The following is a 22,799-nucleotide window of genomic DNA, read 5'->3' as shown; positions in this document are numbered from 1 at the left end:
ACGCCGAACCTACTCGGCGCCTCCGACACGCTCCCGCATGCCCTGCATCGCCTCACGCGTCCGCGCGAAGGTCCGCACTTCGATGTTGGCGAGGGCCGACACGGTGATTCCGGTCGCCGGATCGTGCCGGCTCACCGCTGTCACGCCGTGGTCGCCTCCCGCCATGACCAGGTCGCCCTCGTCGAGCCACACCCCGCGTCCGTAGCCCAGGCCGTCGTCGGCGTCTGCCGTTGTCGGCTGCACGGCCCGTTCGACCAACTCCGGCGGCAGGATCCGGCCCGCGAGCAGGGCGACCCAGAACCGGTGCAGATCAGCCACAGTCGAATGGGCCCCGCCGTCGCCGGAACCCACGACGGGCAGCTCGAAGACATTGGTCCGCCCATCATCCTTGTACCCCGTGGCGGTTCCCGGTGGCAGCAGGTCGGAGCGCGGGAAGCCGGAAGTTGCCATCCCGGCCGGCGCGAAGACCCGGTTCGCGACGAGGTCGCTGAACGGCATGCCCCCAGCGCGCTCCGCGATGACCGCGAGCACGACGTACCCGCCGTTGCAGTACGAGAACCGCTCCCCCGCGCCGAACTTCGTCGGAAAGCCGTCGAGCATCGGCAGGTACGCCGGAGTCGAATCCAGTCGCTGAGCGGGGACGGTCAGAGGTGCGCGTGCGTCCACCTCTTCATCGAGGTAGTCCCCGATGCCGGAGGTGTGGGTCAGCAGGTGATCGATCGTGACGTCGTCCGCGATGAGCGGGAGGTCGTCCGCGAGGAGGTCGCGCGCGGCGGTGTCGAGACTCAGGAGACCGTCACCCACCAGGGACAGCACGGTGATCGCCGTGAACGTCTTGGTGCCGCTGGCCAGGCCGAAGCGCGTGTGGGGCGTGTTGGCGACTTCGGAGGTGCGGTCCGCGAGACCTACCGCCCACTCGCCGATGACGTCGTCGCCACGGCGGATGCTGATGACTCCAGTGAACCCGTCAAGATCCGGGGTGAACGCGTCCATCCTCGAACTGTATCCGCGCTGCAACGCCGGCGCTCGGCCAGATCGCTGCCTCGCGGAGCGGAGGGTCAGGCGCTCTTGCGCTTCTCCCGGAGGACGAGCGTCGCCGGGGCGCCCTCTTCGACGGCCGCCCGGGTCACGACGACCTTGTCGACGTCGTCTGTCGAGGGGATCTCGAACATGATCGGGCCGAGCACGTCCTCGAGGATCGCTCGCAGGCCGCGAGCACCGGTCTTGCGCGTCACGGCCAGGTCGGCGATGGCTTCCAGCGCCTCACGGTCGAACTCCAGTGCGACGCCGTCGAGTTCGAACATGCGCTGGTACTGCTTCACGAGCGCGTTCTTCGGCTCCGTGAGGATCTCCATGAGTGCTTCACGATCGAGCGACGAGACCGAGGCCACGACGGGGAGCCGGCCGATGAACTCGGGGATCAGGCCGAACTTGTGGAGGTCCTCGGGCCGAACGTCGCCGAACAGGTTGAGGTCTTCGTCCTTGCGGTGCAGCGAGGCGCCGAAACCGACGCCGTGCTTGCCGACACGCGACGAGATGATGTCTTCGAGGCCGGCGAAGGCGCCGGCGACGATGAACAGAACGTTCGTCGTGTCGATCTGGATGAATTCCTGATGCGGGTGCTTGCGCCCGCCCTGGGGCGGCACCGACGCAACGGTTCCCTCGAGGATCTTCAGGAGCGCCTGCTGGACGCCCTCACCCGACACATCGCGGGTGATGGACGGGTTCTCGGCCTTGCGGGCGATCTTGTCGACCTCGTCGATGTAGATGATGCCGGTCTCGGCGCGCTTGGTGTCGAAGTCGGCGGCCTGCAGCAGCTTGAGGAGGATGTTCTCGACGTCCTCGCCGACATAACCGGCCTCGGTGAGCGCGGTGGCGTCGGCGACGGCGAACGGCACATTGAGCCGCTTGGCCAGCGTCTGCGCGAGATAGGTCTTGCCGCAGCCCGTGGGCCCGAGCAGGAGGATGTTGCTCTTCGCGAGCTCGATCTCATCGGCCCGCTGCTCGGCGGACTGGATCGTGCCGTGCGCGCGGACGCGCTTGTAGTGGTTGTACACGGCGACCGACAGCGCCCGCTTGGCGTCGGTCTGACCGACGACGTACTCCTCGAGGAACGCGAAGATCTCGCGCGGCTTCGGCAGATCGAAATCGGCGACGACGCCGGACGAGGACTCGGCCATGCGCTCTTCGATGATCTCGTTGCAGAGCTCGACGCACTCGTCGCAGATGTAGACGCCCGGTCCTGCGATCAGCTGCTGGACCTGCTTCTGGCTCTTCCCGCAGAAGGAGCATTTGAACAGGTCGGCGCTCTCACCGATGCGTGCCATGCCGCTCCTCCTCGTGACGTCGGGGCAAGCCCCCCAGCTGTTCTCCGAGCCTAATAGCTGACGCCGACATGCGGCGGCATTGCGACGCACGTTGTGGAATCGTCGGTTTCGCGCTCAGCGGACGCGGCATCCGGCAGCACGACGACGCCCCGCCGCCCGGGGATCCGGACGACGGGGCGTCGAAGAGGGGGTGCTGCTGCCGAAGCGGCTACTTCGTCAGCGCAGCCTGCTGACCGCGCTTGCGCGTGGTCAGCACCTGGTCGACGAGACCATACGTGACGCTCTCCTCGGCGGAGAGGATCTTGTCGCGGTCGATGTCCTTGTTGACCTCTGCCTGCGTCTTGTTCGAGTGCTTCGCGAGCGTCTCCTCGAGCCATGTCCGCATGCGGAGGATCTCCGCGGCCTGGATCTCGATGTCGGACGCCTGACCGTGCCCGGCCTCGCCGACGGCGGGCTGGTGGATCAGGATGCGGGCGTTCGGCAGCGCGAGGCGCTTGCCGGGGGCGCCGGCGGCGAGCAGCACGGCGGCCGCCGAGGCGGCCTGACCGAGCACGACCGTCTGGATCTGCGGCGACACGTACTGCATGGTGTCGTAGATCGCGGTCATCGCCGTGAACGAGCCGCCGGGCGAGTTGATGTACATGATGATGTCGCGGTCGGGATCCTGGCTCTCGAGCACGAGGAGCTGGGCCATGACGTCATCCGCCGATGCGTCGTCGACCTGGACGCCCAGGAAGATGACGCGGTCCTCGAACAGCTTGTTGTACGGGTCCTGGCGCTTGTAGCCGTAGGCCGTGCGCTCCTCGAACTGCGGCAGGATGTAGCGGCTGCCGGGCATCTGGAGGCCCTGAGGTGCCAGCGGGGCACCGCCGAAGGTGGGGGTCTGCATTCGGGTTCTCTCTCTTTCGCCTTCGGGTGCCGTCAGCTCGCGGTTACGGCGGTGCCGCCGCCGCCGATGACGTCGAGTGCCGAGTCGCGGATGTGATCGACGAAGCCGTACTCGAGCGCTTCGGGGGCCGTGAACCAGCGGTCGCGGTCGCCATCGGCGTTGATCTGCTCGACGGTCTTGCCGGTCTGCGACGCCGTGATCTCGGCGAGTCGCTTCTTCATGTCGAGGATCAGCTGGGCCTGGGTCTGGATGTCGCTCGAGGTGCCGCCGAAGCCGCCGTGCGGCTGGTGCAGCAGCACGCGGGCGTTGGGCGTGATGTAGCGCTTGCCCTTCGTGCCGGCGGTCAGCAGCAGCTGTCCCATCGACGCCGCCATGCCGATGCCGACGGTCACGATGTCGTTGGGCACGAACTGCATGGTGTCGTAGATCGCCATGCCGGCCGTGATCGAGCCGCCGGGCGAGTTGATGTAGAGGTAGATGTCCTTCTCGGAGTCCTCAGCGGCGAGCAGCAGGATCTTCGCGCAGATCTCGTTGGCGTTGTCGTCGCGCACCTCCGACCCCAGCCAGATGATGCGGTCCTTCAGCAGCCTGTCGAAGACGCTGGTCGCGACAAGTGGTTCGGCCATGTGTACTCCTGTTTCCTTGGGTCGCCATCGAATCTACCGGCGCGCCACGAGCGACCCGCCCGTGTTCGCCCTGGGCAGAGCGGGCGCCGGACGCAAGAGGACGGATGCCGCGGCATCCGTCCTCTTGTCTCAATCGGACACTGCACGAGTGCCGGGCGAAGTGCGTGTCACTCGGCGGCGGCGGCCTTCTTGGCCGGAGCCTTCTTCGCGGGTGCCTTCTTCGCGGGGGCCTTCTTGGCCGGAGCCTTCTCGGCGGCGGCCTCGTCGGCGTCGGCGTCCTTCTTGGCGGCGGGCTTGCGCGCGGGAGCCTTCTTGGCCGGCTTCGCGGCGGCTTCGGCCTCCTCGGCCTCGATCACGGCGTCGGCGTCGGCCGCGGCATCCGCGATCTCCTCCGCCTCCTCGACGACCTCTTCCTCGTCCGCAGCCTCGTCCTCCGTGGCGACGAAGCCGCTGAGGTCGACCGGGTTGCCGTTGGTGTCGACGACGGTGACCTTGCCGAGGGCGACGGCGAGGGCCTTGTTGCGGGCGACCTCGCCGATCATGGCGGGAAGCTGGTTGCCCTCCTGCAGCGCGTTCACGAACTCCTGCGGAGCCATGCCGTACTGGGCGGCGGACTGCACGAGGTACTGCGTGAGCTCGTCCTGCGAGACCTGCACGTTGACCGTCTCGGCGATCTTGTCGAGGAGCATCTGCGTCTTGAACTGCTTCTCGCTGGCCTCGGCCACCTCGGCGCGGTGCACGTCGTCCTCCAGACGACCCTCGCCCTCGAGGTGGTTGTGCACCTCGTCCTCGATGAGCTGCGGCGGCACGGGGATCTCGACCTGCTCGAGCAGCGTCTCGATCAGCTTGTCGCGCGCGGCGGAGCCCTGCGTGAAGGCGCCCTGCTGGCCGACGCGCTCCTTGAGGCTGTCGCGCAGCTCGGCGATGGTGTCGAACTCGCTCGCGATCTGAGCGAAGTCGTCGTCGGCCTCGGGGAGCTCGCGCTCCTTGACGGCCTTGACCGTCACCGAGACCTCGGCCTCGTCGCCGGCGTGGTCGCCGCCGACGAGCTTCGAGCGGAACGTGGTGTCCTCGCCGGCGGTCAGGGACTCGATGGCCTCGTCGATGCCCTCGAGCAGCTCGCCCGAGCCCACCTCGTACGACACGCCCTCGGCGCGGTCGATCTCGGCGTCGTCGATGGTGGCGACGAGGTCGAGCTCCACGAAGTCGCCGGTGGCGGCGGGGCGGTCGACGGTGACGAGCGTGCCGAAGCGGGCGCGCAGGCGGTCGAGCTCCTCGTCGATGGCGGCCTCGTCGACCTCGATGGCGTCGACCTGGACCGTGGTGCCCTCGAACGAGGGAAGGTCGAACTCGGGGCGCACGTCGACCTCGACGGTGACCTCGAGGTCGCCCGAGAAGTCCTTCTCGTTCGGCCACTCGGTGACCTCGGCCGACGGGCGGCCGAGCACGCGCAGCTCGTGAGCCGCAGCGGCCTCGCGGTAGAAGGTGTCGAGGCCTTCGCTGACGGCGTGCTCGAGCACCGCGACGCGCCCGATGCGCTGGTCGATGATCGGTGCGGGCACCTTGCCCTTGCGGAAGCCGGGGATCTGCACGTCCTGCGCGATGTGCTCGTACGCGTGCTTGATCGACGGCTTGAGCTCGTCGGGGCTGACCGTGATGTGCAGCTTCACCCGGGTCGGGCTGAGCTTCTCGACGGTGCTGTTCACCATGCCTGTACTTCTCCTCTATCGGACCGCGCGAGGACGCGGCAGTTGAAGGTCTGGGTTCGGAATTCTGAGGGCCGTGATGTCGGGGCGACAGGATTTGAACCTGCGGCCTCCCGCTCCCAAAGCGGGCGCTCTACCAAGCTGAGCTACGCCCCGGGCGGGTTCGCACGCGTGCGTGCGCCTTTCGGCCCCGAGAAGTCTAGCCGACCGGCCCGTGCCCTACCTGCGCAGGCCCAGATCGACTCCACGCGGGCCGCTCACTCCCCCGGTGTGGCGAGCCGCTTCGCGCGGTGCACCGTCTCTCGGACGAGTCCCGATGTACTACGATTGGGCGGTGCCCGTTCGCGGGCGCACGGGGATGTAGCTCAATGGTAGAGCCTCAGTCTTCCAAACTGATGGTGCGGGTTCGATTCCCGTCATCCCCTCCACTGCCCCTCGAGACCGGCCGAAGGTCGCCTTCGAGGGGCATTCGCGTGGATGCCGTCCGTGACGATCACCCCGCGTCATCGCCCGCCCCGGGACTGAGAGCCTGCTGCTCGGACCGTCGGAGGAAAGGCTGGGGGCGGAAGGTTTCGGGGCGGCTCAACCATGAGGCCGCGACGGGAGGAAACTCCATCCGGAGCCGGTGCCGGTCCATGCGGCGCTCTGCGGCATCGGGATCGTCGATGATCGTGTCGATCGCCGTCGTGAGCCAGTCCGTCAGCACCTCGGAGTTGGGCTCGTCGATCTCGGCGATGATGCCCCGCGCGAGAGGAAGGTAGTGCCGAATGCCGCTGCGCTGCCCGAGACCCATGTCCTTGGCTCGCGATGCCCTGTAGGCCTCGAGCGCGTCGACCAGTCGCCGCCGCTCGGACCGGCGGATGAGGTCCACGTTCTGGGTGGCCAGCCGATTCGCAGCCGACGACGCCCGCAGTGCCGCCACTGCCAGCACCGTGGCCACGGCAGCCGAGATGAGCGCGACGACGAGGGCGGTCAGCCCCACTCGACTCTGGCTCTCCAGCAGAGTGACGACGTCGTCGAGCCGGCAGCTGACAGGATCCAGGCGCTCCTCACAGGCTCCCACGGGGCAACCATACTGGCCGGCGCAGGACGCGCACAGGGCGGTGCTGCGAGCAGGGCGGCGGCCGAAGGCCGCCCGCTGGGGGCCTTCGTGTTCAGGGCGATCCGCGCTATCGCGCCGGGCGCCGCAGCGGGCAGACTGACAGCAGCACCGTTCCCTACTCGCTCAGGAGGCGTGATGAGCACCCGGAAGCCGACACCCGGTCCGCCGCAGCCGAAGAAGCTTCCGCGACGCCCGGCATCCAGCCTCGCCGAGAAGTGGACGCGCATCGACGACGTCGACGTCTTCTATCGCGAATCGCCGCGGCCGTCCCGCGATCCCCGCGTCATGGCGCACGTGCACGGGTTCGGGCTTTCGGGCCGCTACCTGCTGCCGACGGCCGAGATGCTCGCCGACGAGTTCCACACGTACGTCCCCGACCTTCCGGGCTTCGGCCGCAGCGGCAAGCGGCGGGACATGCTGGACATCCCCGACCTTGCTCGCGCCGCGCTCGACTTCCTCGACGATCGGGGCGTGGAGAAGGCGACGCTCGTCGGCAACTCGATGGGGTGCCCGGTCATCATCGAGTTCGCGCACCGGTATCCCGACAGGATCGACCGCGCCGTGCTGGTCTCCCCCGCCGGCGGGCTGTTCAATCAGCCGCTGCGACGGGCGATGAAGCAGCTCTCGCAGGACGCGCCGAGAGAGCCGGCCAGGATGGCGCGGGTAGCGGTGCCCGACTACGTGCGGTTCGGCGTTCCGAGCACCGTGCGCATGTTCCGCTCGCTCACGCAGTACCCGTCACTCCAGCGACTGCTCGAGATGCGCATTCCGACGCTCGTCGTGCTGGGTCAGCGCGATCCGCTGCTGCCGCACGCGCACCGCGTCGATGAGATCGCGAGCCAGACCGACAGCCACGTGCTCGTGGTGATGCTGGAGGGCGCCGCGCACGCGATCAACTTCAGTCACCCGGGGCAGCTCGCGCACGTCATCCGGCATTTCATGGACGACCTGCCGATCGAGAACGACCCGGCGTGGCCCGGGCACGTGCGCCTGTACGAGGTGCACCGGGGCAAGCACCACCCTCCGACGAAGCCGCGGGAGTGATCCGTCTCAGGATGCCGCGAAGCCGGCCCGGGCTCAGGCGATGGGGCTCGCCTCAAGGTGCTCCTGCACATGCGCCAGGTAGTGCTCGGCGTTGTGCAGCAGGCCGCCGCGCTCCTCGTCGGTGAGCTCGCGCCGCACCTTGCCGGGCACCCCGGCGACGAGTGAGCCGTCGGGAATCTCGGATCCCTCCAGCACGACGGCGCCGCCGGCGATGAGGCAGCCCGATCCGATACGCGCACCGTTGAGCACCACGGCCCCCATGCCGATGAGCGAGCCGTCGCCGATCGTGCAGCCGTGGACGACGGCATTGTGCCCGACCGACACGTTCTCGCCGATCACGACGGGTCTGCCGGCATCGACGTGCACCGAGACGTTGTCCTGCAAGTTGCTGTTCGCCCCGACGGTGATCGTGTCGCCATCGGCGCGGAGCACGGCGTTGTACCAGACGCTCGCGCCTCGGGCGAGCGTCACTCCCCCGACGATGCGCGCGCCGGCGGCGACGAATGCCGTGGGGTCGAGGTCGGGGGTCCTGCCGGCGGCGGCGAGCACCGAGGCTCCGGGTGCGATCGTCATGGCTGGCCTCTCTTCGCAAGCGCGGTCTCGATGGCATCGAGATACCAGGGTGCAAGGGTGTCGGCGAAGGTCACCGTGAGGTGGTCCTGGTCGCGGTAGATGTTCGCACCGCCGACGACAGGGGCGCACAGCTCGGCGCCGCAGTACACGTCGGTGAAGTCGAGCAGCGTCGCTGCGTCGAGACCGGATGCCGCATCCTTGAGCGGATCGTCGGCGACGAGCACGTCCGAGCGGACGCCGTCGCACTCCGCGACGTCGCGCGTGCGCAGGCACTTATTGGGGTCGGTCTCCCAGACGGGGTTGTCGACGACGGTGATGACGGGGATGCCGCGATCCATCACCGTGCTCCACGCCTCGCGGTAGCCCGCCACCGCAGCGTCGTGGGAGGAGTCGTACCCGGCGGACGAATACGGCGTCGTGGCCAGGGCCGCCGTGAACACGGCATCCAGGTCCGCGTCGTCGATCGCATTCTGCACGCGGTCGCGCCACTCGGTGCACGCGGCGCCGAAGGCTCCGGGCGTCGACAGCGGGGTCGTGTTCCAGGGGCACGCGCCCTTGAACCAGGTGACCAGCTGCCATCCGTTCGCGTCGGCCATCCGCTGGAACGTCGAGAGCAGCTGGTACGCGTGGCTGTCGCCGATGAGCGCGATGCGCGGCGCGTCGGCGTCGTCCGAGCCGAAGGTGCACGACACCGGTCGCGAGTCGGTCAGCTGGACGAAGCACTGCGGGTGCTCGGGGCGGTCGATGCCCGCGAACCCCGGTGCGGGCAGGATCTCGCTGCCGAAGTCGGCGTCGGCGCAGGAGTCGTCGAGAACAGATGCGGCGCCGAAGCACTCCGGCGGGTTCTCCTGCAGTGCGGCGATGTCGCGGGTGCCCTGGTTGTACAGCGGCGCATTGACCAGCCACGCGGTGCTCGCGACGAGAGCGACGACGATCATCGCGGCCAGGGCCGACCAGAGGGTCACCCGTGGCGGTCGCGTGGTCAGAACCTTCCAGCCGCGCGCGGGATCTTCGACGAAGCGCTTGGTCAGCCACGCGAGCACGAAGCAGAGGCCGAGGAGCGCGACGCGGTGGTAGATCGTGAGACCCCAGAACGGCACCGACGGCGCGATGACGATCAAGGGCCAGTGCCACAGGTACAGCGAATACGAGATGTCGCCGACGAACTGCGCGGGGCGGATGGCGAGGATGCGCGTCGGGTACCACCAGCGATCGGTGTTGGACGCGGCGATCACCGCTGCGGCGCCGAGCGTGGGCAGTGCCGCCATGTACCCGGGGAACGGCGTCTGGGCATCGAACGTGAAGGCGACGTAGAGGAGGAGCAGGATGCCTGCCCACCCGAGCACGAAGCTGCCGATCGCGTTGCGCACCCGCAGCATCGGCACGAGCGCGATGAGCGCGCCCACCCCGAACTGCCACATCCTGCCGAACGTGACGAAGTAGGCGGGCGCCGGGTTCGTGATCGTGAAGGCCACGCAGAACACGAAGGACACCACGGTGACGATGCCGAGCGCGGCGATGACGGTGCGGCGCCGCTCACCGCGGAACCACTTCACGCCGATCCATGCCGCCAGCAGCATGATGAGCGGCCACATCACGTAGAACTGCTCTTCGAGCGACAGCGACCAGTAGTGCTGGACGGTGGTCGGCGAGCCCGCGTGATTGAGGTAGTCCGCCGAGTTCAGCGCGAGGTACCAGTTCTCGACGTAGAACGTCGACGCCAGGATCTCGCGCACCTCGTTCGGCAGAGCCGAGGTGGGCATGAGGTACGGCGACATCACGACGACCGCACAGAACAGCAGGACGAGAAGGGATGCCGGAAGCAGGCGGCGGGCGCGGCGCGCCCAGAACTGGCCGAGCCGGACGGTGCCGGTCGCGGTGAGCTCGCGCATCAGGTGCGCCGTGATGAGGAAGCCCGAGATGACGAAGAAGATGTCGACGCCGATGTAGCCGCCGGTGAGACGGCCGGGCCAGAAGTGGTACAGCACGACGCAGAGGACGGCGATGGCGCGGAGACCCTGCACGTGCGGGATGAAGCGGGAGGGCTCGGCGTGTTCGGGCGAGCGGTCGCGGGGCTCGCGGGTCACGGTCGTGGCGGGAACGCTGAGATGCTGCGGTCCGAGGTCGTGATCGGCGGAAGGCACGAAACGACGTTAGCCGCTGTCGCGCGTCCGGCCCGCACCGACAACGTGGATTCGCCGGTTTAGCCCAGCCTTGTCTTGCTTGCGGAATGACTCCTGCTGAGTAGCGTTGCAGTCACTGGAGGGCGATCGCCGAGCTGAGCGACCCTCCGCACGATGGAGGCGACAGATATGACGAACACCCAGACCACCCCCGCAACCGCAGCGAACCCCGACGTCGCCGCCGCGACGGCGCAGTTCCTCACCCCCGTCGTCCTGGGCCTGCAGGCCCTGGCCGTCAACGGGAAGCAGGCGCACTGGAACGTGCGCGGCGCGAACTTCATCGCGATCCACGAGCTCCTCGACTCCGTCGTCGCCCACGCGCAGGACGGCGCGGACCAGGCTGCGGAGCGCATCGTCGCCCTCGGCCTGCCGGTCGACGCCCGCGTCGGGACCGTGGCGCAGAAGACCGCGACCGCTGTGCCCGCCGGATTCACGCAGTGGGACGCGCTCATCCGCAACGTGATCACCGACATGGACACCGTCATCGCGGACGTCCAGGCGGCGATCGACGGACTCGACGAGTTCGACCTCACGAGCCAGGACATCGCGATCAACATCAAGGAGTCGCTCGAGAAGGACCGCTGGTTCCTCTTCGCGCACCTCGCCGAGTGAGCTGATTCGAACGAAGACCCCCGGAATCCCGGGGGTCTTCGTCGTCTCACGGATGCTGCAGGAAGGCGAGGACCGCGAGCACCCGGCGATGCTCGGTGCCCGACTCCTCCAGCCCGAGCTTCGCGAAGATCGCGCTGATGTTCTTCTCGACCGCGCCGACGCCGATGAAGAGCCGCTCCGCGATGCTGGCGTTGCTGCGCCCCTCCGCCATGAGCGTGAGCACGTCGCGTTCGCGCGGGGTGAGCGCCGCCAGCGGGTCGGGGCGGGCCGACAGCAGCCCCTGCACGACGAGCGGGTCGAGCACCGTGCCGCGCTCGCGGACACGGCGGACGGCATCCGTGAACTCGTCGAGGGACGTGACGCGATCCTTCAGGAGGTAGCCGACACCGCCCTCGCCGCCCGCGAGGAGCTCACGGGCGTAGACGCCCTCGACGTACTGGCTGAGGACGAGGATGCCGACGTGGGGAAGGGCGGCGCGCACCGCGAGCGCGGCACGGATCCCCTCATCGCGGAAGCCGGGCGGCAGGCGCACGTCGAGGATCGCGACGTCGGCGCGCGCCTCGCGCACCCGCGCCACGACGTCCTGTGCATCGCCCCACGCGCCGGCGGTCGTATAGCCGGCCTCGTCGAACAGCCGGACGAGCCCCTCGCGCAGCAGGACCGAGTCTTCGAAGAGCACGACGCGGAGCGCGGCGGAGTCGTGCGAGGCGGCCATCTCCTCAGAATAGGCATCGGTCATGGTGCAACAGCCAGCGGGATGTGCGCTCCGACGGATGTGGGCCCGCCGGCGGGACTCGTCACGACGAGGGTGCCGCGTAGACCTGCGACGCGCTCGCGCAGCCCCTCGAGGCCGTGGCCCGTCGTGATGACGGCGCCTCCGCGACCGTTGTCGACGACCCAGACGTCGAGGTGGGTGGGCGCACCGGCGGCATTGCGGCGAAGCGACGCGCGCACCGTCGCGGCGGTGGCGCCCGAATGCTTCACGGCGTTGGTCATCAGCTCGGCGACCACGAAGTACACCGTCCGCGCGACTTCCTGGCTCACCGCCCGGTCGATCGCCGGATCGATCTCGACCTGCGCCCACAGCGGCGAGCCGGCCGCCAGCGCGTCGAGCGCGGCGGCGAGGCCGCGATCCTGCAGGAGCGGAGGAGCGACCCCGCTCGACAGCGCGCGCAGCTCGTCGAGCGCCGCCTTCGCGTGGCCGCGGGCCTCGCGGGCGAGGTCGGCGGCGGCATCCGCGTCTCCGGCTTCGGCCCGACGCTCGAGCGCCGCGAGGTCCATCTGCAGGCGCACGAGGCGCTGCTGCGGACCGTCGTGGATGTCACGCTCGAGACGGCGCAGGGCGACGTCCTCGGCGTGCACCGCGGCGCTGCGAGCGGCCGACTCCGCGCGCACCTCGGCGGCGAGATCATCGGAGTTCCAGCGGCCCAGCATGCCCTTGGCGACGGCGTGGTGACCCCGTGCCAGACCGCCGAGCACCCACGGCATAGTGGCCGTGAAGAGGATGCCGGCGATGAGGTACAGCGTGACCTCGACGGCCCAGCTCGACCATCCGCGGAACAGCCAGGGCAGGTAGTCGGCGACGAAATGGCCCCATTGACCGTCGGAGCCGTCGCTTCCGCCGCGAGGGAGGAACGATCCCCAGAACCAGTAGGTCAGTCCGCCGAGGCCTACGCTCAGCCACACCGTCGTCAATGCGAACGAGATGGTGCTGATGAGGGGGCTCACGATCATGCCGTGCACGAGGTAGAGCCAGTAGTGCGCGTTGCGGATGGGTCGCGTGAGCGTCATCCAGAAGCCGGTGCTGTCCGATCTGTCGCGGTTCCACTCCGGCTCGTCGATCTCGGGGAGACCGGTGAGCAGCAGCAGGAACCGGTCGGCGACACCGAATCCTCTCGCGATGAGCAGGGTGAGCACCCCCAGCGGCAGGCCGATGAGGATGACCAGGAGACCGACGCTCGTCCAGAACAGCGGGGCGAGCACGCTGATCGAGATCATCGCGAGGACGAAGACCGCCAGGAGGTAGAGGGCGCTGCCCGGCGTTCGGATCCAGGCTCGCCCGTAGGAGGCCCAGAACCCGGTGACGGGTCTGGACGCGTCCGGCTGCAGCGGAGCCGGCTCAGTGGTCGTGACGGTCATCGGTGTCTCCCTCGGGACGCTTCAGGTCGGGCTGCTGGCCCGGTTCGACGACCAGGAACTGTCCCATCATGCCCTGGTCCTCGTGCCACAGGAGGTGGCAGTGGTACATGTACGGAGTGGTCGGATCGGCGTAGTCGTCGAACCGCACCAGCAGCCGGTACTCGCGGTCGCGCTCGAGTGCGATCGTGTCTTTGAAGCCGGCGAGCCGGGCCGGCGGCGGGGTGCCGTCGACGCTGAGGATCCGGAACTGCGTGTCATGCACGTGGAACGAATGCGGCAGCGGATTCTCGTTGCGCACGGTCCACACCTCGCTGGTGTCGACGGTGGCGACGAGGTCGGCGCGGCCCAGGTCCATCTGGCGGTCGTTGATGTTGTGTCCCGACATGACGAAGTCGCGCTCGGCTGCGGCACCGCTCGCATCCGCCGGCGGCACGTCCGCAAGCCGCGACGGCACCTCCGGTGAGGCTGCGAGGGATGCCGCGGCCCTCAGCTCCATCACGTCGAAGCTGGCCGCACCCGCGTTGAGCGCCGGGTCGGGCGCCAGCGACCGGAGCACGATGCGCTCCCCCGGTGTCACCGACACCACGATCTCGGCCCGCTCGCCCGGTGACAGCGGGATGTCGGTCGCCGCGACGGGCGCCTCGAGCAGGCCGCCGTCGGTGCCGATGAGGTCGAACTCGCGGCCGTCGGCGAACGCGAAGTCGTACATGCGCGCGCTCGAGCCGTTCAGAAGGCGCAGGCGCACCCGCTCTGTCGTGACGTCGAGGTACGGCGCGGCGGTGCCGTTGACCAGGATCGTGTCGCCGAGCACGCCGTCGAACTGCATGCCGAGACCGCCTGCGAACGACCCGTCGGAGTTGAAGGAGCGGTCCTGCACGATGACGGGGAGGTCGTCGACGCCGTATTCGCGCGGCAGGGCCAGTGCGGCTTCCTCGTCGTCCTGCACCAGGAACATGCCGGCGAGCCCCGCATCGACCTGCTCGCGCGTGCGGCCGTGCAGGTGGGGGTGGTACCAGAGGGTCGCGGCCGGCTGGTCGATCGTCCATTCGGGCTGCCACGTGGCACCCGCGGCGATCGGCGAGGAGGGGCCGCCGTCCATGGCGGCCGGCAGGTGCATGCCGTGCCAGTGCACGGTGGTGGGATCGGCGAGGCCGTTGGTCACGTCGACGCGCACCTGCTCGCCGCGCTCGGCGACGAGTGTGGGGCCGAGGTAGGCGCCCTCGTAGCCGAGCGTCGGCGTCTGCCCCTCCGGAACGAACGACGAGCTGCCCTCCTGAGCGGTCAGCTCGAAGACGCGCACGCCGTTCTCGACGCGTGACGGCGCCCGCGGCGGAACAGCGAGGGGCGCGCGGAAGTCGATCGTCCCGGCCGCGGGAGGGGTGGCGCGCACCGCGTTGGCGGCGAACCAGATCCCCCCGGCGGCGATGAGCAGGGCGATGAGGGCCAGCGGGATCGCGACGAGGACGATGACGAGCCGGCGACGTCGGCGGCGTGGTGCTGCACCCTGCGGCTCCATGGCGGGCGCGGACGGCGGCTGCGGGGCTCGCTGCGTGGGCGGGGGGAAGGTCATGCATCCAGCCTCGCGACGACGCCGTCGCGGCGGCATCCGACCCCCTCCCGAACCCGTACGGGGGAAGACCCCCGCACCGCGGGGAGGGCTTTACGCCAGGTGCGTCAGGCGTCCACCCAGGAGCGTCGCGCCGACGCGCATGCCGCGGAGCTCCGCCTCGTCCGCGGTGAGCGGGTCGCGCTCGCAGATCGCGAGATCCGCGATGTCGCCCGGCTCGATGCGAGCGGGCTCGGCCGACCCGCCGCGGGTGGATGCCGCGAGCGCGGTGGCGGCATCCACTCGCTGCCCGGGCTGCCAGGCGTCGCGGCCGTCGCGCGTGCGGAACACCGCCGCCGCCATCGTCGCCCACGGATCGAGCGGTGCCACCGGCGCGTCCGACCCGAACAGCAGGTTCGCCCCGGTGTCGGCGAGAGCGCGCAGCGGGTACGGCTGCGCGGTCTGTCCGGCCCAGACCGTGTCGGTGAGGTCGCGGTCGTCCAGTGCGTGCTCGGGCTGCACGCTCGCTCCCACGCCCAGACGCGCGAACCGCGGGATGTCGGCGTGGGCGACGAGCTGGGCATGCTCGATCGTGCCCCACGCGCCGGTCGCGGCGAACGCGTCGAGCGCGTGGGAGTTCGCCACGTCGCCGATCGCGTGGATCGCGGACGCGATGCCGGCCGCGGTGGCGCGTGTCATCAGATCGACCAGCGTGGCGAGATCGACGGTCAGGAGTCCGTGGTTGTGCGGATCACCCGGGTACGCCTGGGATGTCGCCGCGGTTCGGGTACCCAGCGAGCCGTCGGTGATCACCTTGAGCGGACCGACCCGGACCAGGTCGGATGCCGCGCCCCGGGCCACATCGCCCGTCTGCAGCCCCTCCGAGACAGCCCGGTCGAGGAATTCGGGGTAGATCCCGAACACGACCCGGAGCGCGTCGAAGCCGTCGGCGAGGCGGCGCACCCACGCGTCCTCGTTCCACGCCATGTCGAGATCGACGAGGCCCACCACGCCGCGGGCCGCGGCATCCTGCGCCATGAGGCCGACGAGCGGATCCGCCACCGACCGGTCGACGGCGTTGAGCCGCCGCGAGATCTCGAACGCGGGCTCCTCGCGGAGCACGCCGACGCCGTCGGGTGCGAATCCCTCGCGGCGGAGAGCGGCGGTGTTCAGCCACACGCTGTGCACGTCGGCGTTGATGAGGTAGGTCGGCACCTCGCCGGTCGCCGCATCGAGGACGGCGAGGTCCGGTGCGTCGGGCCAGAACGCGTCGCGATACCCGCTGCCCACTCGGCGTCCGTCGGACATCGTCTCGGCGGCGGCCATGAGCGCGGCCGCGTGCGCGGCGGAGTCGGCCTGGCCCAGAGCGACGCGTTGCGCCGTGAGCGCCCACTGCACGGTGTGCACGTGGTGGTCCCAGAGGCCCGGGATGACGCAGCCGCCGGCGGCGTCGAGCACGCGCCCGCTCCGAGGCAGCGCCCCGGCGGGCGCGATGTCGATGACGAGCCCTTCGGCCAGGTGGACGTCGACCGGGTCGGACCCGAAGGGGTCGGTGCGCTGGGATCCGGTCAGCCGCGCGTTCGCGATCACGTCGGGGGCGTCACCCCGGGCGAGCGTCATCGGGCCGCCTTACGGGTCTCGAGGTCGCGACGCATCTCGGCCGGCAGCCGCGGATCGGCGTACGGGCTCGCACCGGCCTCGAGCTCGACGACCACCGTCTCGACGACCTCGTCCGGCTTGTTCTGGCTGAGCTTGCGCTTGCCGACGACCCGGGTCGGTGTGAGGCGGAACCCCGCCGTCCCCTTCTCCAGGCGACGGACGAATTCGGGGTCGTTGGGCGGCGCCCACATCATCCGGGGCTGCGGCATGCCGCTCTCGAAGCGAGCCACGAGGCGCTCGAGCACCTCGAGGTTCTCCTCGGGCGTCAGCAGCTCCGGGATGCCGGTGAGATGCGCCGACACGAAGTTCCAGGTCGGCACGCTCTGCGCGTCGCCGTACCAGCCGGGGGAGATGTACCCGTGGGGCCCCTGCACGACGACGAGTAGCTCACGCTCCCCCAGCCCGTGGATGAGGTCGTCGGGCTTGCCGACGTGGCCCACCATGGTGAGGTCGTCCCGGTCGGCGTCGAGGAGCACCGCATAGTGCGAGGCGACGAGCCCGGCATCCGTGGAACTGACCAGCGTGACCCACGGATTCTGCTCGATGAGCCGGCGGATCTCGCTGACATCCGACATCGCGAAGCTCGGGTTCTGACGCATGGACTCAGCCTATTCGCGCAGCGGAGCCGTCAGCCGCGGCGTCAGGCCTGACAGGAGGGGCACCAGTAGAGCTTCCGGGTGGCGACCTCTTCGACGAGGATCGCCGTGCCGCACACGCGGCAGGGCAGCCCGGCGCGGTGGTAGACCCAGTGCCGGTCGTCGCGGCTCGCCATGGCCTTGCGATAGTCGTCGGGGTCGAGGTCGTCCATCGTCATCATCTGACCGGTCTCGACGCCGATCGCGAGGAGCCGCACCCAGTCGCGCCAGATCCCGCGCACGACCTCCTCGGGCACGTCACGGCCCGGCGTGTGCGGATTCTGGCGCGCGCGGAACAGCAGCTCGGCTCGGTACACGTTGCCGATGCCGCTGACGACGCTCTGGTCCATGAGCAGCAGGCCGATGGACGTCGGCTTGCGGCGCACCACCGAGGTGAACCGCTCCTCGCCCTCCGTGACGTCGTCGACGAGGGGGTCGGGGCCGAGCTTCGCGATGGTGGCTGCGACCTCATCGGCGCTCTGCAGCTCGCACGCGGTCGGTCCGCGCAGATCGGCGCAGGTCACGTCCGTGAGCAGCCGCAGCCGCACCTGCCCCACCACGGGCGGCGGCCACTCGTCGCCCTCATCGGCGAGACCCGTCGTCTGCTCCGACATGCGCACGTGCACGCGGGTACGCCGCGGCGCTCCGATCGAGGTCAGCGAGTTCTCACCCGCGCTGTCGAGGATCGCCTCGCCGAGCTCGGTCCCGCGTTGGTTGGTCTGCCCCATCCGGCCATTGGCCGAGGCGATCGTGGGGTCGACGAGGATATCCCCCGCGAAGTCCCAGGCGCCGTACATCCCCAGATGCACGCGCAGCCACAGGTCGTCATCGAACTCGAGGAACATCTGCTTGCCGACGGCCCGCACCTGCGTCGCGGTGCGGCCGCTGATGATCGCCGCGCCTTCGACGAAGCGGCCCTGCGGACTCGAGGACACGACGGCGCGGCCGACGAAGTTGCGGTCGAACTGGCGGGCGATGCGATGGACGGAATGGCCCTCGGGCATCGGGTCAGCCGGCTTCGGGGTCGAACGAACTGTCGTCGGCGGCGAGGACGTCGGGCTGCTGAGCGGCGCGCGGGTCGGGCTGCAGTGTGCCGTCCTCCTCGTAGGCGGCGAGCTGCGCGATGCGTCGCGCGTGGCGCTCCTCGCCCGAGAACGGGGTCGCGATGAAGCGGTCGATGAACGTCGTCGCCTCTTCGAAGGTGTGCTGGCGGGCACCGATCGCGATGACGTTCGCGTCGTTGTGCTCACGCGCGAGCTCGGCGGTGGCGATGCTCCACGCCAGGGCCGCACGGACCCCGACGACCTTGTTCGCGGCGATCTGCTCGCCATTGCCGGAGCCCCCGAAGACGACGCCGAGCGTCTCGATGCCGGCTGCCTGGTCGCGCACGACGGCCTGGGCGGCGCGGATGCAGAAGGCCGGGTAGTCGTCGAGCGGGTCGTACTCGAGGGGGCCGTGGTCGACGACTTCGTGACCCGCCGCGGCGAGATGGTGCTGCAGCTGCGTCGAGAACTCGAGGCCGGCGTGGTCGGTCGCGATGTGGATGCGCATGGGCTCAATCCTAGGGAAGCCGGAGGGGACGGTGACGGGTGACGGCGCCTCGGTGCCGGGCGGTGCGGCGGAGGTGTCCGAGGCTCAGGGCGCGACGCCGGCGGCAGCCGGCTTGAAGCCCGCGCGCACGTTCTCGCAGCAGGCCGGGCGGCACACGTCGAACCACGGCCCGAGGTGCGTCGCGTGCGGGCGCTGCGCCGCAGGCGTGCCGCTCAACCGCTCCTGGACCAGGTCCACGAGCCCCGACACGAACACCGGGTCGACACCGGGGGTCGGCGTGCGCACCGCACGGATGCCCGCCTCGCCCGCGGCATCCATCGCCTCGGTGTCGAGGTCCCACAGGACCTCCATGTGGTCGCTCATGAATCCGAGGGGGACGATCGCCACCGCCTGCACGCCGGCACCGGGGAGCTCGGCGATCACGTCGTTGACGTCGGGCTCGAGCCACGGCTGGCTCGGCGGGCCCGAGCGCGACTGGTACACGAGATCCCACGCGACGCGGTCGGCGCCCTGCACCTCTGCCGCGACTGCCGCCATGACCACCTCGGCGACGGCGAGGTGCTGGGCCGCGTAGGCGCCGCCCTCCCCGAGATCACGGTGGTGCTCGTCGCCTTCGCGCGGGCCGGACCGCTCGGCATCCGCCGTCGGAATGCTGTGGGTCGAGAACAGCACCCGCACCGCCTCCGGGGCGATGGCGTCGGCGAGGAATCCGCGCACGGCGTCGCGCACGCCGTCGACGAAGGGCTGCACGAAACCCGGGTGGTCGAAGAACTGGCGAACCTTGTCGATGGTGACGGTGTTCTCGAGCCCGGTGTCGGTCAGCACGCGTGCGAAGTCCTCGCGATACTGCCGGCAGCTCGAGAACGAGGAGTAGGCGCTCGTGGCGAGGCCGAGGAGCCTCGTGTCGCCGGCGGCCGCAGCATCCGCCACCGCCTCGTCGAGGTACGGCGCCCAGTTGCGGTTGCCCCAGTACACCGGAAGGTCGATGCTTCGGGCCGCGAGCTCCGCCTCGAGCGCGGCCTTCAGCGCACGGTTCTGCGCATTGATCGGGCTCACCCCGCCGAAGTGGCGGTAGTGGTGGGCGACCTCCTCGAGGCGCTCGTCGGGGATGCCCCGCCCGCGCGTGACGTTGCGGAGGAACGGGATGACGTCGTCCTGGCCCTCGGGACCCCCGAAGCCGGCGAGCAGGATGCCGTCGTAGGCGACGGCCTGCTCCACGTACGGAGCCCCGGAGGCGGCGGCGGGCGATGCGAACGGTACGACGTGCTGCTCGGGAGAAGTCACTCCTCCATCCTGACATCCGGAGCGCACGATTCCGGCCACGATCGGTGCTTCACACGGCGGCTGACATAGGCTGGACCGGTTGTCATCGGTGCCAGCAGCGCTGATGGCGGCCGCCGGATCGAGTGTCCGCGCAACGGGCTTATCGAGATCATCCGTCATCCTCACCCATGGGAGCCAAAGCAGTGCCTGGAGAGAACCTCACCCGGATCGAGGCGCAGGAGCGCCGCGCGATCGTCGACACGCAGTCCTACGAGATCGCGCTGGACCTGACGAAGGGCGCCGAGATCTTCGGATCGCGCACCGTCGTCCGCTTCACCGCCACCGCGGGTGCCGCGACGTTCATCGACCTGATCGCGCGCGAAGTGCGCGAGATCACCCTCAACGGCCGGTCCATCGACCCGGCGGCCGCCTTCGCGGATTCGCGCATCGCGCTCGATGGCCTCGCCGCCGACAACGAGCTCGTCATCGACGCCGACTGCCTCTACACGAACACGGGCGAGGGCCTGCACCGCTTCGTCGACCCGGTCGACGGTGAGGTGTACCTCTACTCGCAGTTCGAGGTTCCCGACTCGCGCCGCGTCTTCGCCGTCTTCGAGCAGCCCGACCTGAAGGCGACCTTCGCGTTCACGGTCACCGCGCCGGAGCCGTGGAAGGTCGTCTCCAACTCCCCCACCCCCGAGCCCAAGAAGCATGGGGACGGCACCGCGACGTGGCGCTTCGAGCCCACGCCCCGCATCTCGTCGTACATCACGGCGCTCATCGCCGGGCCTTACGAGGCGACGTTCTCGGAGCTCACCAGCTCGTCGGGCCGCGTCATCCCCCTCGGCGTGTACGGCCGCAAGAGCCTCTGGCAGTACCTGGACTCCGACTACATCTTCGACAAGACGCGTCAGGGCTTCTCGTACTTCGAGGAGAAGTTCGACTACGCCTACCCGTTCGCGAAGTACGACCAGCTGTTCGTTCCGGAGTTCAACGCGGGCGCGATGGAGAACGCCGGCGCGGTGACGTTCACCGAGACGTACGTGTTCCGCTCGAAGGTGACGGATGCCGTCAAGGAGCGTCGCGTCGTGACGATCCTGCACGAGCTCGCGCACATGTGGTTCGGCGACCTCGTCACCATGAAGTGGTGGAACGACCTCTGGCTCAACGAGTCGTTCGCCGAGTGGGCGTCGACGATCGCCACCGCCGAGGCCACCGAGTGGACCGAGGCGTGGACGACCTTCAACGCCATGGAGAAGACCTGGGCGTACCGCCAGGACCAGCTCCCCTCCACACACCCCGTCGTCGCGCAGATCAACGACCTCGAGGACGTGCAGGTCAACTTCGACGGCATCACGTACGCCAAGGGCGGCTCTGTGCTCAAGCAGCTGGCCGCGTGGGTCGGCATCGACGAGTTCTTCGCCGGCGTGGGCGCCTACTTCAAGAAGCACGAGTGGTCGAACACCGAGCTGTCGGACCTCCTCTCCGAGCTGGAGGTCACCAGTGGCCGTGAGCTCTCGACGTGGTCGAAGAAGTGGCTCGAGACCGCGGGCGTCAACACGCTGTCGCCCGAGATCGTGACGGATGTCGACGGCACCATCACGCGCTTCGCGATCGTGCAGACGGCACCGGCCGACTATCCGACCATCCGCCCGCACCGTCTCGGCGTCGGGTTCTACGACCTGGACGCCGACGCCCTCGTGCGCGTGCATCACGTCGAGCTCGACGTCGACGGCGACCTGACCGAGGTCCCCGAGCTCAAGGGCCGCAAGCGCCCCGCTCTCGTGCTGCTGAACGACGAGGACCTGGCATACGCCAAGATCCGCCTCGACGACCAGTCGCTGCAGACCGCGATCGACCACCTCGGCAAGATCAGCGACCCGCTCGCCCGGTCGCTGGTGTGGGGCGCCGCGTGGGACCAGACGCGCGACGCCGAGGCATCCGCGTCGGACTACGTCGACCTGGTGCTGCGCAACATCGGCGCCGAGAGCGAGTCGACCACGGTGCGTACGACGCTCGCCCAGCTGCAGCTCGCGGCGAACTCGTACGTGGCGCCGGAGAAGCGCGACGTCACCCGCGCGCACGTCGCCGATGCGCTGTGGCAGCTCGCCGAGGCAGCGGAGGCCGGCAGCGACAGCCAGCTGCAGTTCGTCACCGCCTTCGCCTCTGCGGCCGCCACGCCGAGCCAGTGGGAGAAGGTGCGTCAGGTGCGCGACGGCGAGGTGACCTTCGCCGACCTCGCGATCGACACCGACCTGTCGTGGCAGCTGCTCGTGTCGCTCGCCGCCGGCGGCGTCGTGACGGCGGACGACATCGACGCCGCGCTCGCAGCCGACAACACCGCCAAGGGCGGCGAGTTCGCGGCGCAGGCCAAGGCCGCCCTGCCCTCGGCCGACGCGAAGGCAGCGGCGTGGTCGTCGCTCGTCGACAGCGACGACCAGCCGAACACGATCGTCCGGGCCGCCGCGCTCGGCTTCGTGCACCCGGCCGGCCGTCAGCTGCTCGACGGCTTCGTCACGCGCTACTTCGACACGCTGCTGCCGATCTGGGACTCGCGCACGTATCAGATCGCGCAATACCTGATCGTCGGCCTCTACCCCGCGCCGCTCGCGAACGTCGCCCTGCGCGACGCCACGCGCGCCTGGCTCGAGGCGCACGCCGACGCCGCCCCGGCGCTGCGCCGCCTCGTCGCCGAGAACCTCGCGGGCGTCGAGCGGGCGCTCTCGGTGCAGGACCGCGACGCCCAGTAGCAGATCGTCGGCGTGGTACCCAGGTACCAGTCGCCGTTCTCCAAGACCCTCCTTGCGGCCGACGCGGCGCAGGGAGGGTCTTGCGTAGCGTCGAAGACATGATCGTCGCAGAGAATCTGAGCAAGAGCTTCGGAGCCAAGCACGCCGTCCAGGACGTGAGCTTCACCGTCCAACCGGGCCGGGTGACCGGGTTC

Annotated in this window: 19 protein-coding genes, 2 tRNA genes and 1 pseudogene; 5 read left to right on the top strand and 17 right to left on the bottom strand. The window is 69.7% G+C overall.

The features are described from left to right. Window positions 1-9: 9 nt before the first annotated feature. The 6 genes from VIP82_RS02075 to VIP82_RS02050 form a co-directional block, all read right to left on the bottom strand. Window positions 10-993 (bottom strand): serine hydrolase domain-containing protein, encoded by a 984-nt coding sequence (locus VIP82_RS02075; protein WP_331905637.1) that lies wholly within the window; start codon window positions 991-993, stop codon window positions 10-12. A gap of 65 nt (window positions 994-1,058) precedes the next feature. Beyond that, window positions 1,059-2,327 (bottom strand): ATP-dependent Clp protease ATP-binding subunit ClpX, encoded by a 1,269-nt coding sequence (gene clpX, locus VIP82_RS02070; RefSeq protein ID WP_331905636.1) that lies wholly within the window; start codon window positions 2,325-2,327, stop codon window positions 1,059-1,061. A gap of 208 nt (window positions 2,328-2,535) precedes the next feature. Beyond that, entirely contained in the window at window positions 2,536-3,216 is a 681-nt protein-coding gene (locus VIP82_RS02065) for an ATP-dependent Clp protease proteolytic subunit (RefSeq protein ID WP_331905635.1), read from the bottom strand. A gap of 32 nt (window positions 3,217-3,248) precedes the next feature. After that, a complete protein-coding gene (locus VIP82_RS02060; RefSeq protein WP_331905634.1) occupies window positions 3,249-3,842 on the bottom strand; it encodes an ATP-dependent Clp protease proteolytic subunit in 594 nt (197 codons plus the stop codon). A 167-nt stretch (window positions 3,843-4,009) separates the two neighbouring features. Beyond that, window positions 4,010-5,551 carry a trigger factor gene (tig, locus tag VIP82_RS02055; RefSeq protein WP_331905633.1) on the bottom strand — a complete coding sequence of 514 codons (1,542 nt, stop codon included), beginning with the start codon at window positions 5,549-5,551 and terminating at the stop codon, window positions 4,010-4,012. 79 nt (window positions 5,552-5,630) lie between these two features. Beyond that, window positions 5,631-5,704 (bottom strand) — tRNA-Pro (locus VIP82_RS02050). A gap of 198 nt (window positions 5,705-5,902) precedes the next feature. On the opposite strand from VIP82_RS02050, the gene VIP82_RS02045 reads away from it, so the two are divergent. Next, window positions 5,903-5,976 (top strand) — tRNA-Gly (locus VIP82_RS02045). 65 nt (window positions 5,977-6,041) lie between these two features. Here VIP82_RS02045 and VIP82_RS02040 read toward each other — a convergent pair. Beyond that, window positions 6,042-6,611, bottom strand: a complete 570-nt coding sequence (locus tag VIP82_RS02040) for a hypothetical protein (protein WP_331905632.1) — start codon at window positions 6,609-6,611, stop codon at window positions 6,042-6,044. A gap of 174 nt (window positions 6,612-6,785) precedes the next feature. Here VIP82_RS02040 and VIP82_RS02035 point away from each other — a divergent pair, with 174 nt between their 5' ends. Then, window positions 6,786-7,694 (top strand): alpha/beta fold hydrolase, encoded by a 909-nt coding sequence (locus VIP82_RS02035; RefSeq protein ID WP_331905631.1) that lies wholly within the window; start codon window positions 6,786-6,788, stop codon window positions 7,692-7,694. Between the two features lie 33 nt (window positions 7,695-7,727). On the opposite strand, the gene VIP82_RS02030 is transcribed toward VIP82_RS02035, so the two are convergent. Beyond that, on the bottom strand, window positions 7,728-8,267 hold the full coding sequence (locus tag VIP82_RS02030) for a gamma carbonic anhydrase family protein (protein ID WP_331905630.1): 540 nt from the start codon (window positions 8,265-8,267) through the stop codon (window positions 7,728-7,730). Next, complete coding sequence (locus tag VIP82_RS02025) at window positions 8,264-10,411, bottom strand: acyltransferase family protein (protein ID WP_331905629.1); 2,148 nt, start codon at window positions 10,409-10,411, stop codon at window positions 8,264-8,266. The genes VIP82_RS02030 and VIP82_RS02025 overlap by 4 nt, the downstream gene beginning before the upstream one ends. A gap of 168 nt (window positions 10,412-10,579) precedes the next feature. Between VIP82_RS02025 and VIP82_RS02020 the strand changes: the two genes are divergently transcribed. Continuing rightward, window positions 10,580-11,062 (top strand): Dps family protein, encoded by a 483-nt coding sequence (locus VIP82_RS02020; RefSeq protein ID WP_331905628.1) that lies wholly within the window; start codon window positions 10,580-10,582, stop codon window positions 11,060-11,062. A gap of 46 nt (window positions 11,063-11,108) precedes the next feature. Here VIP82_RS02020 and VIP82_RS02015 read toward each other — a convergent pair whose 3' ends face one another. The 8 genes from VIP82_RS02015 to VIP82_RS01980 all read right to left on the bottom strand — a co-directional run bounded on the left by VIP82_RS02015 (window position 11,109) and on the right by VIP82_RS01980 (window position 19,876). Then, window positions 11,109-11,777, bottom strand: coding sequence for a response regulator transcription factor (locus VIP82_RS02015; RefSeq protein ID WP_331905627.1), 669 nt, complete (start codon window positions 11,775-11,777; stop codon window positions 11,109-11,111). Window positions 11,778-11,797: 20 nt separating this feature from the next. After that, window positions 11,798-13,201 carry a sensor histidine kinase gene (locus VIP82_RS02010; RefSeq protein ID WP_331905626.1) on the bottom strand — a complete coding sequence of 468 codons (1,404 nt, stop codon included), beginning with the start codon at window positions 13,199-13,201 and terminating at the stop codon, window positions 11,798-11,800. Further along, window positions 13,182-14,771 carry a multicopper oxidase family protein gene (locus VIP82_RS02005; protein ID WP_331905625.1) on the bottom strand — a complete coding sequence of 530 codons (1,590 nt, stop codon included), beginning with the start codon at window positions 14,769-14,771 and terminating at the stop codon, window positions 13,182-13,184. The genes VIP82_RS02010 and VIP82_RS02005 overlap by 20 nt, the downstream gene beginning before the upstream one ends. A 90-nt stretch (window positions 14,772-14,861) precedes the next feature. Next, window positions 14,862-16,367, bottom strand: a complete 1,506-nt coding sequence (locus VIP82_RS02000; RefSeq protein WP_331905624.1) for an amidohydrolase — start codon at window positions 16,365-16,367, stop codon at window positions 14,862-14,864. Continuing rightward, window positions 16,364-17,005, bottom strand: a complete 642-nt coding sequence (locus VIP82_RS01995; protein WP_331905623.1) for an FMN-binding negative transcriptional regulator — start codon at window positions 17,003-17,005, stop codon at window positions 16,364-16,366. Before VIP82_RS01995 ends, VIP82_RS02000 begins: the two co-directional genes overlap by 4 nt. Before the next feature lie 41 nt (window positions 17,006-17,046). Then, a complete protein-coding gene (locus VIP82_RS01990) occupies window positions 17,047-18,045 on the bottom strand; it encodes an Fpg/Nei family DNA glycosylase (RefSeq protein ID WP_331905622.1) in 999 nt (332 codons plus the stop codon). 4 nt (window positions 18,046-18,049) lie between these two features. Continuing rightward, the gene (locus VIP82_RS01985) at window positions 18,050-18,592 is read right to left on the bottom strand and encodes a ribose-5-phosphate isomerase (protein WP_331905621.1); all 543 of its coding nucleotides are present in this window, start codon (window positions 18,590-18,592) and stop codon (window positions 18,050-18,052) included. Window positions 18,593-18,676: 84 nt separating this feature from the next. Continuing rightward, complete coding sequence (locus VIP82_RS01980) at window positions 18,677-19,876, bottom strand: ferrochelatase (RefSeq protein WP_331905620.1); 1,200 nt, start codon at window positions 19,874-19,876, stop codon at window positions 18,677-18,679. 182 nt (window positions 19,877-20,058) lie between these two features. On the opposite strand from VIP82_RS01980, the gene pepN reads away from it, so the two are divergent. Continuing rightward, on the top strand, window positions 20,059-22,605 hold the full coding sequence (gene pepN / locus VIP82_RS01975) for an aminopeptidase N (RefSeq protein WP_331905658.1): 2,547 nt from the start codon (window positions 20,059-20,061) through the stop codon (window positions 22,603-22,605). A 98-nt stretch (window positions 22,606-22,703) separates the two neighbouring features. Next, window positions 22,704-22,799: pseudogene (locus VIP82_RS01970) on the top strand (ABC transporter ATP-binding protein); the annotation flags it as partial.

The organism is Microbacterium sp., assembly GCF_036566905.1.
Lineage (GTDB): Bacteria > Actinomycetota > Actinomycetes > Actinomycetales > Microbacteriaceae > Microbacterium.
The sequence above is the reverse complement of the archived record's forward strand: the minus strand, read 5'-3'. Positions and strand labels throughout refer to the sequence as shown.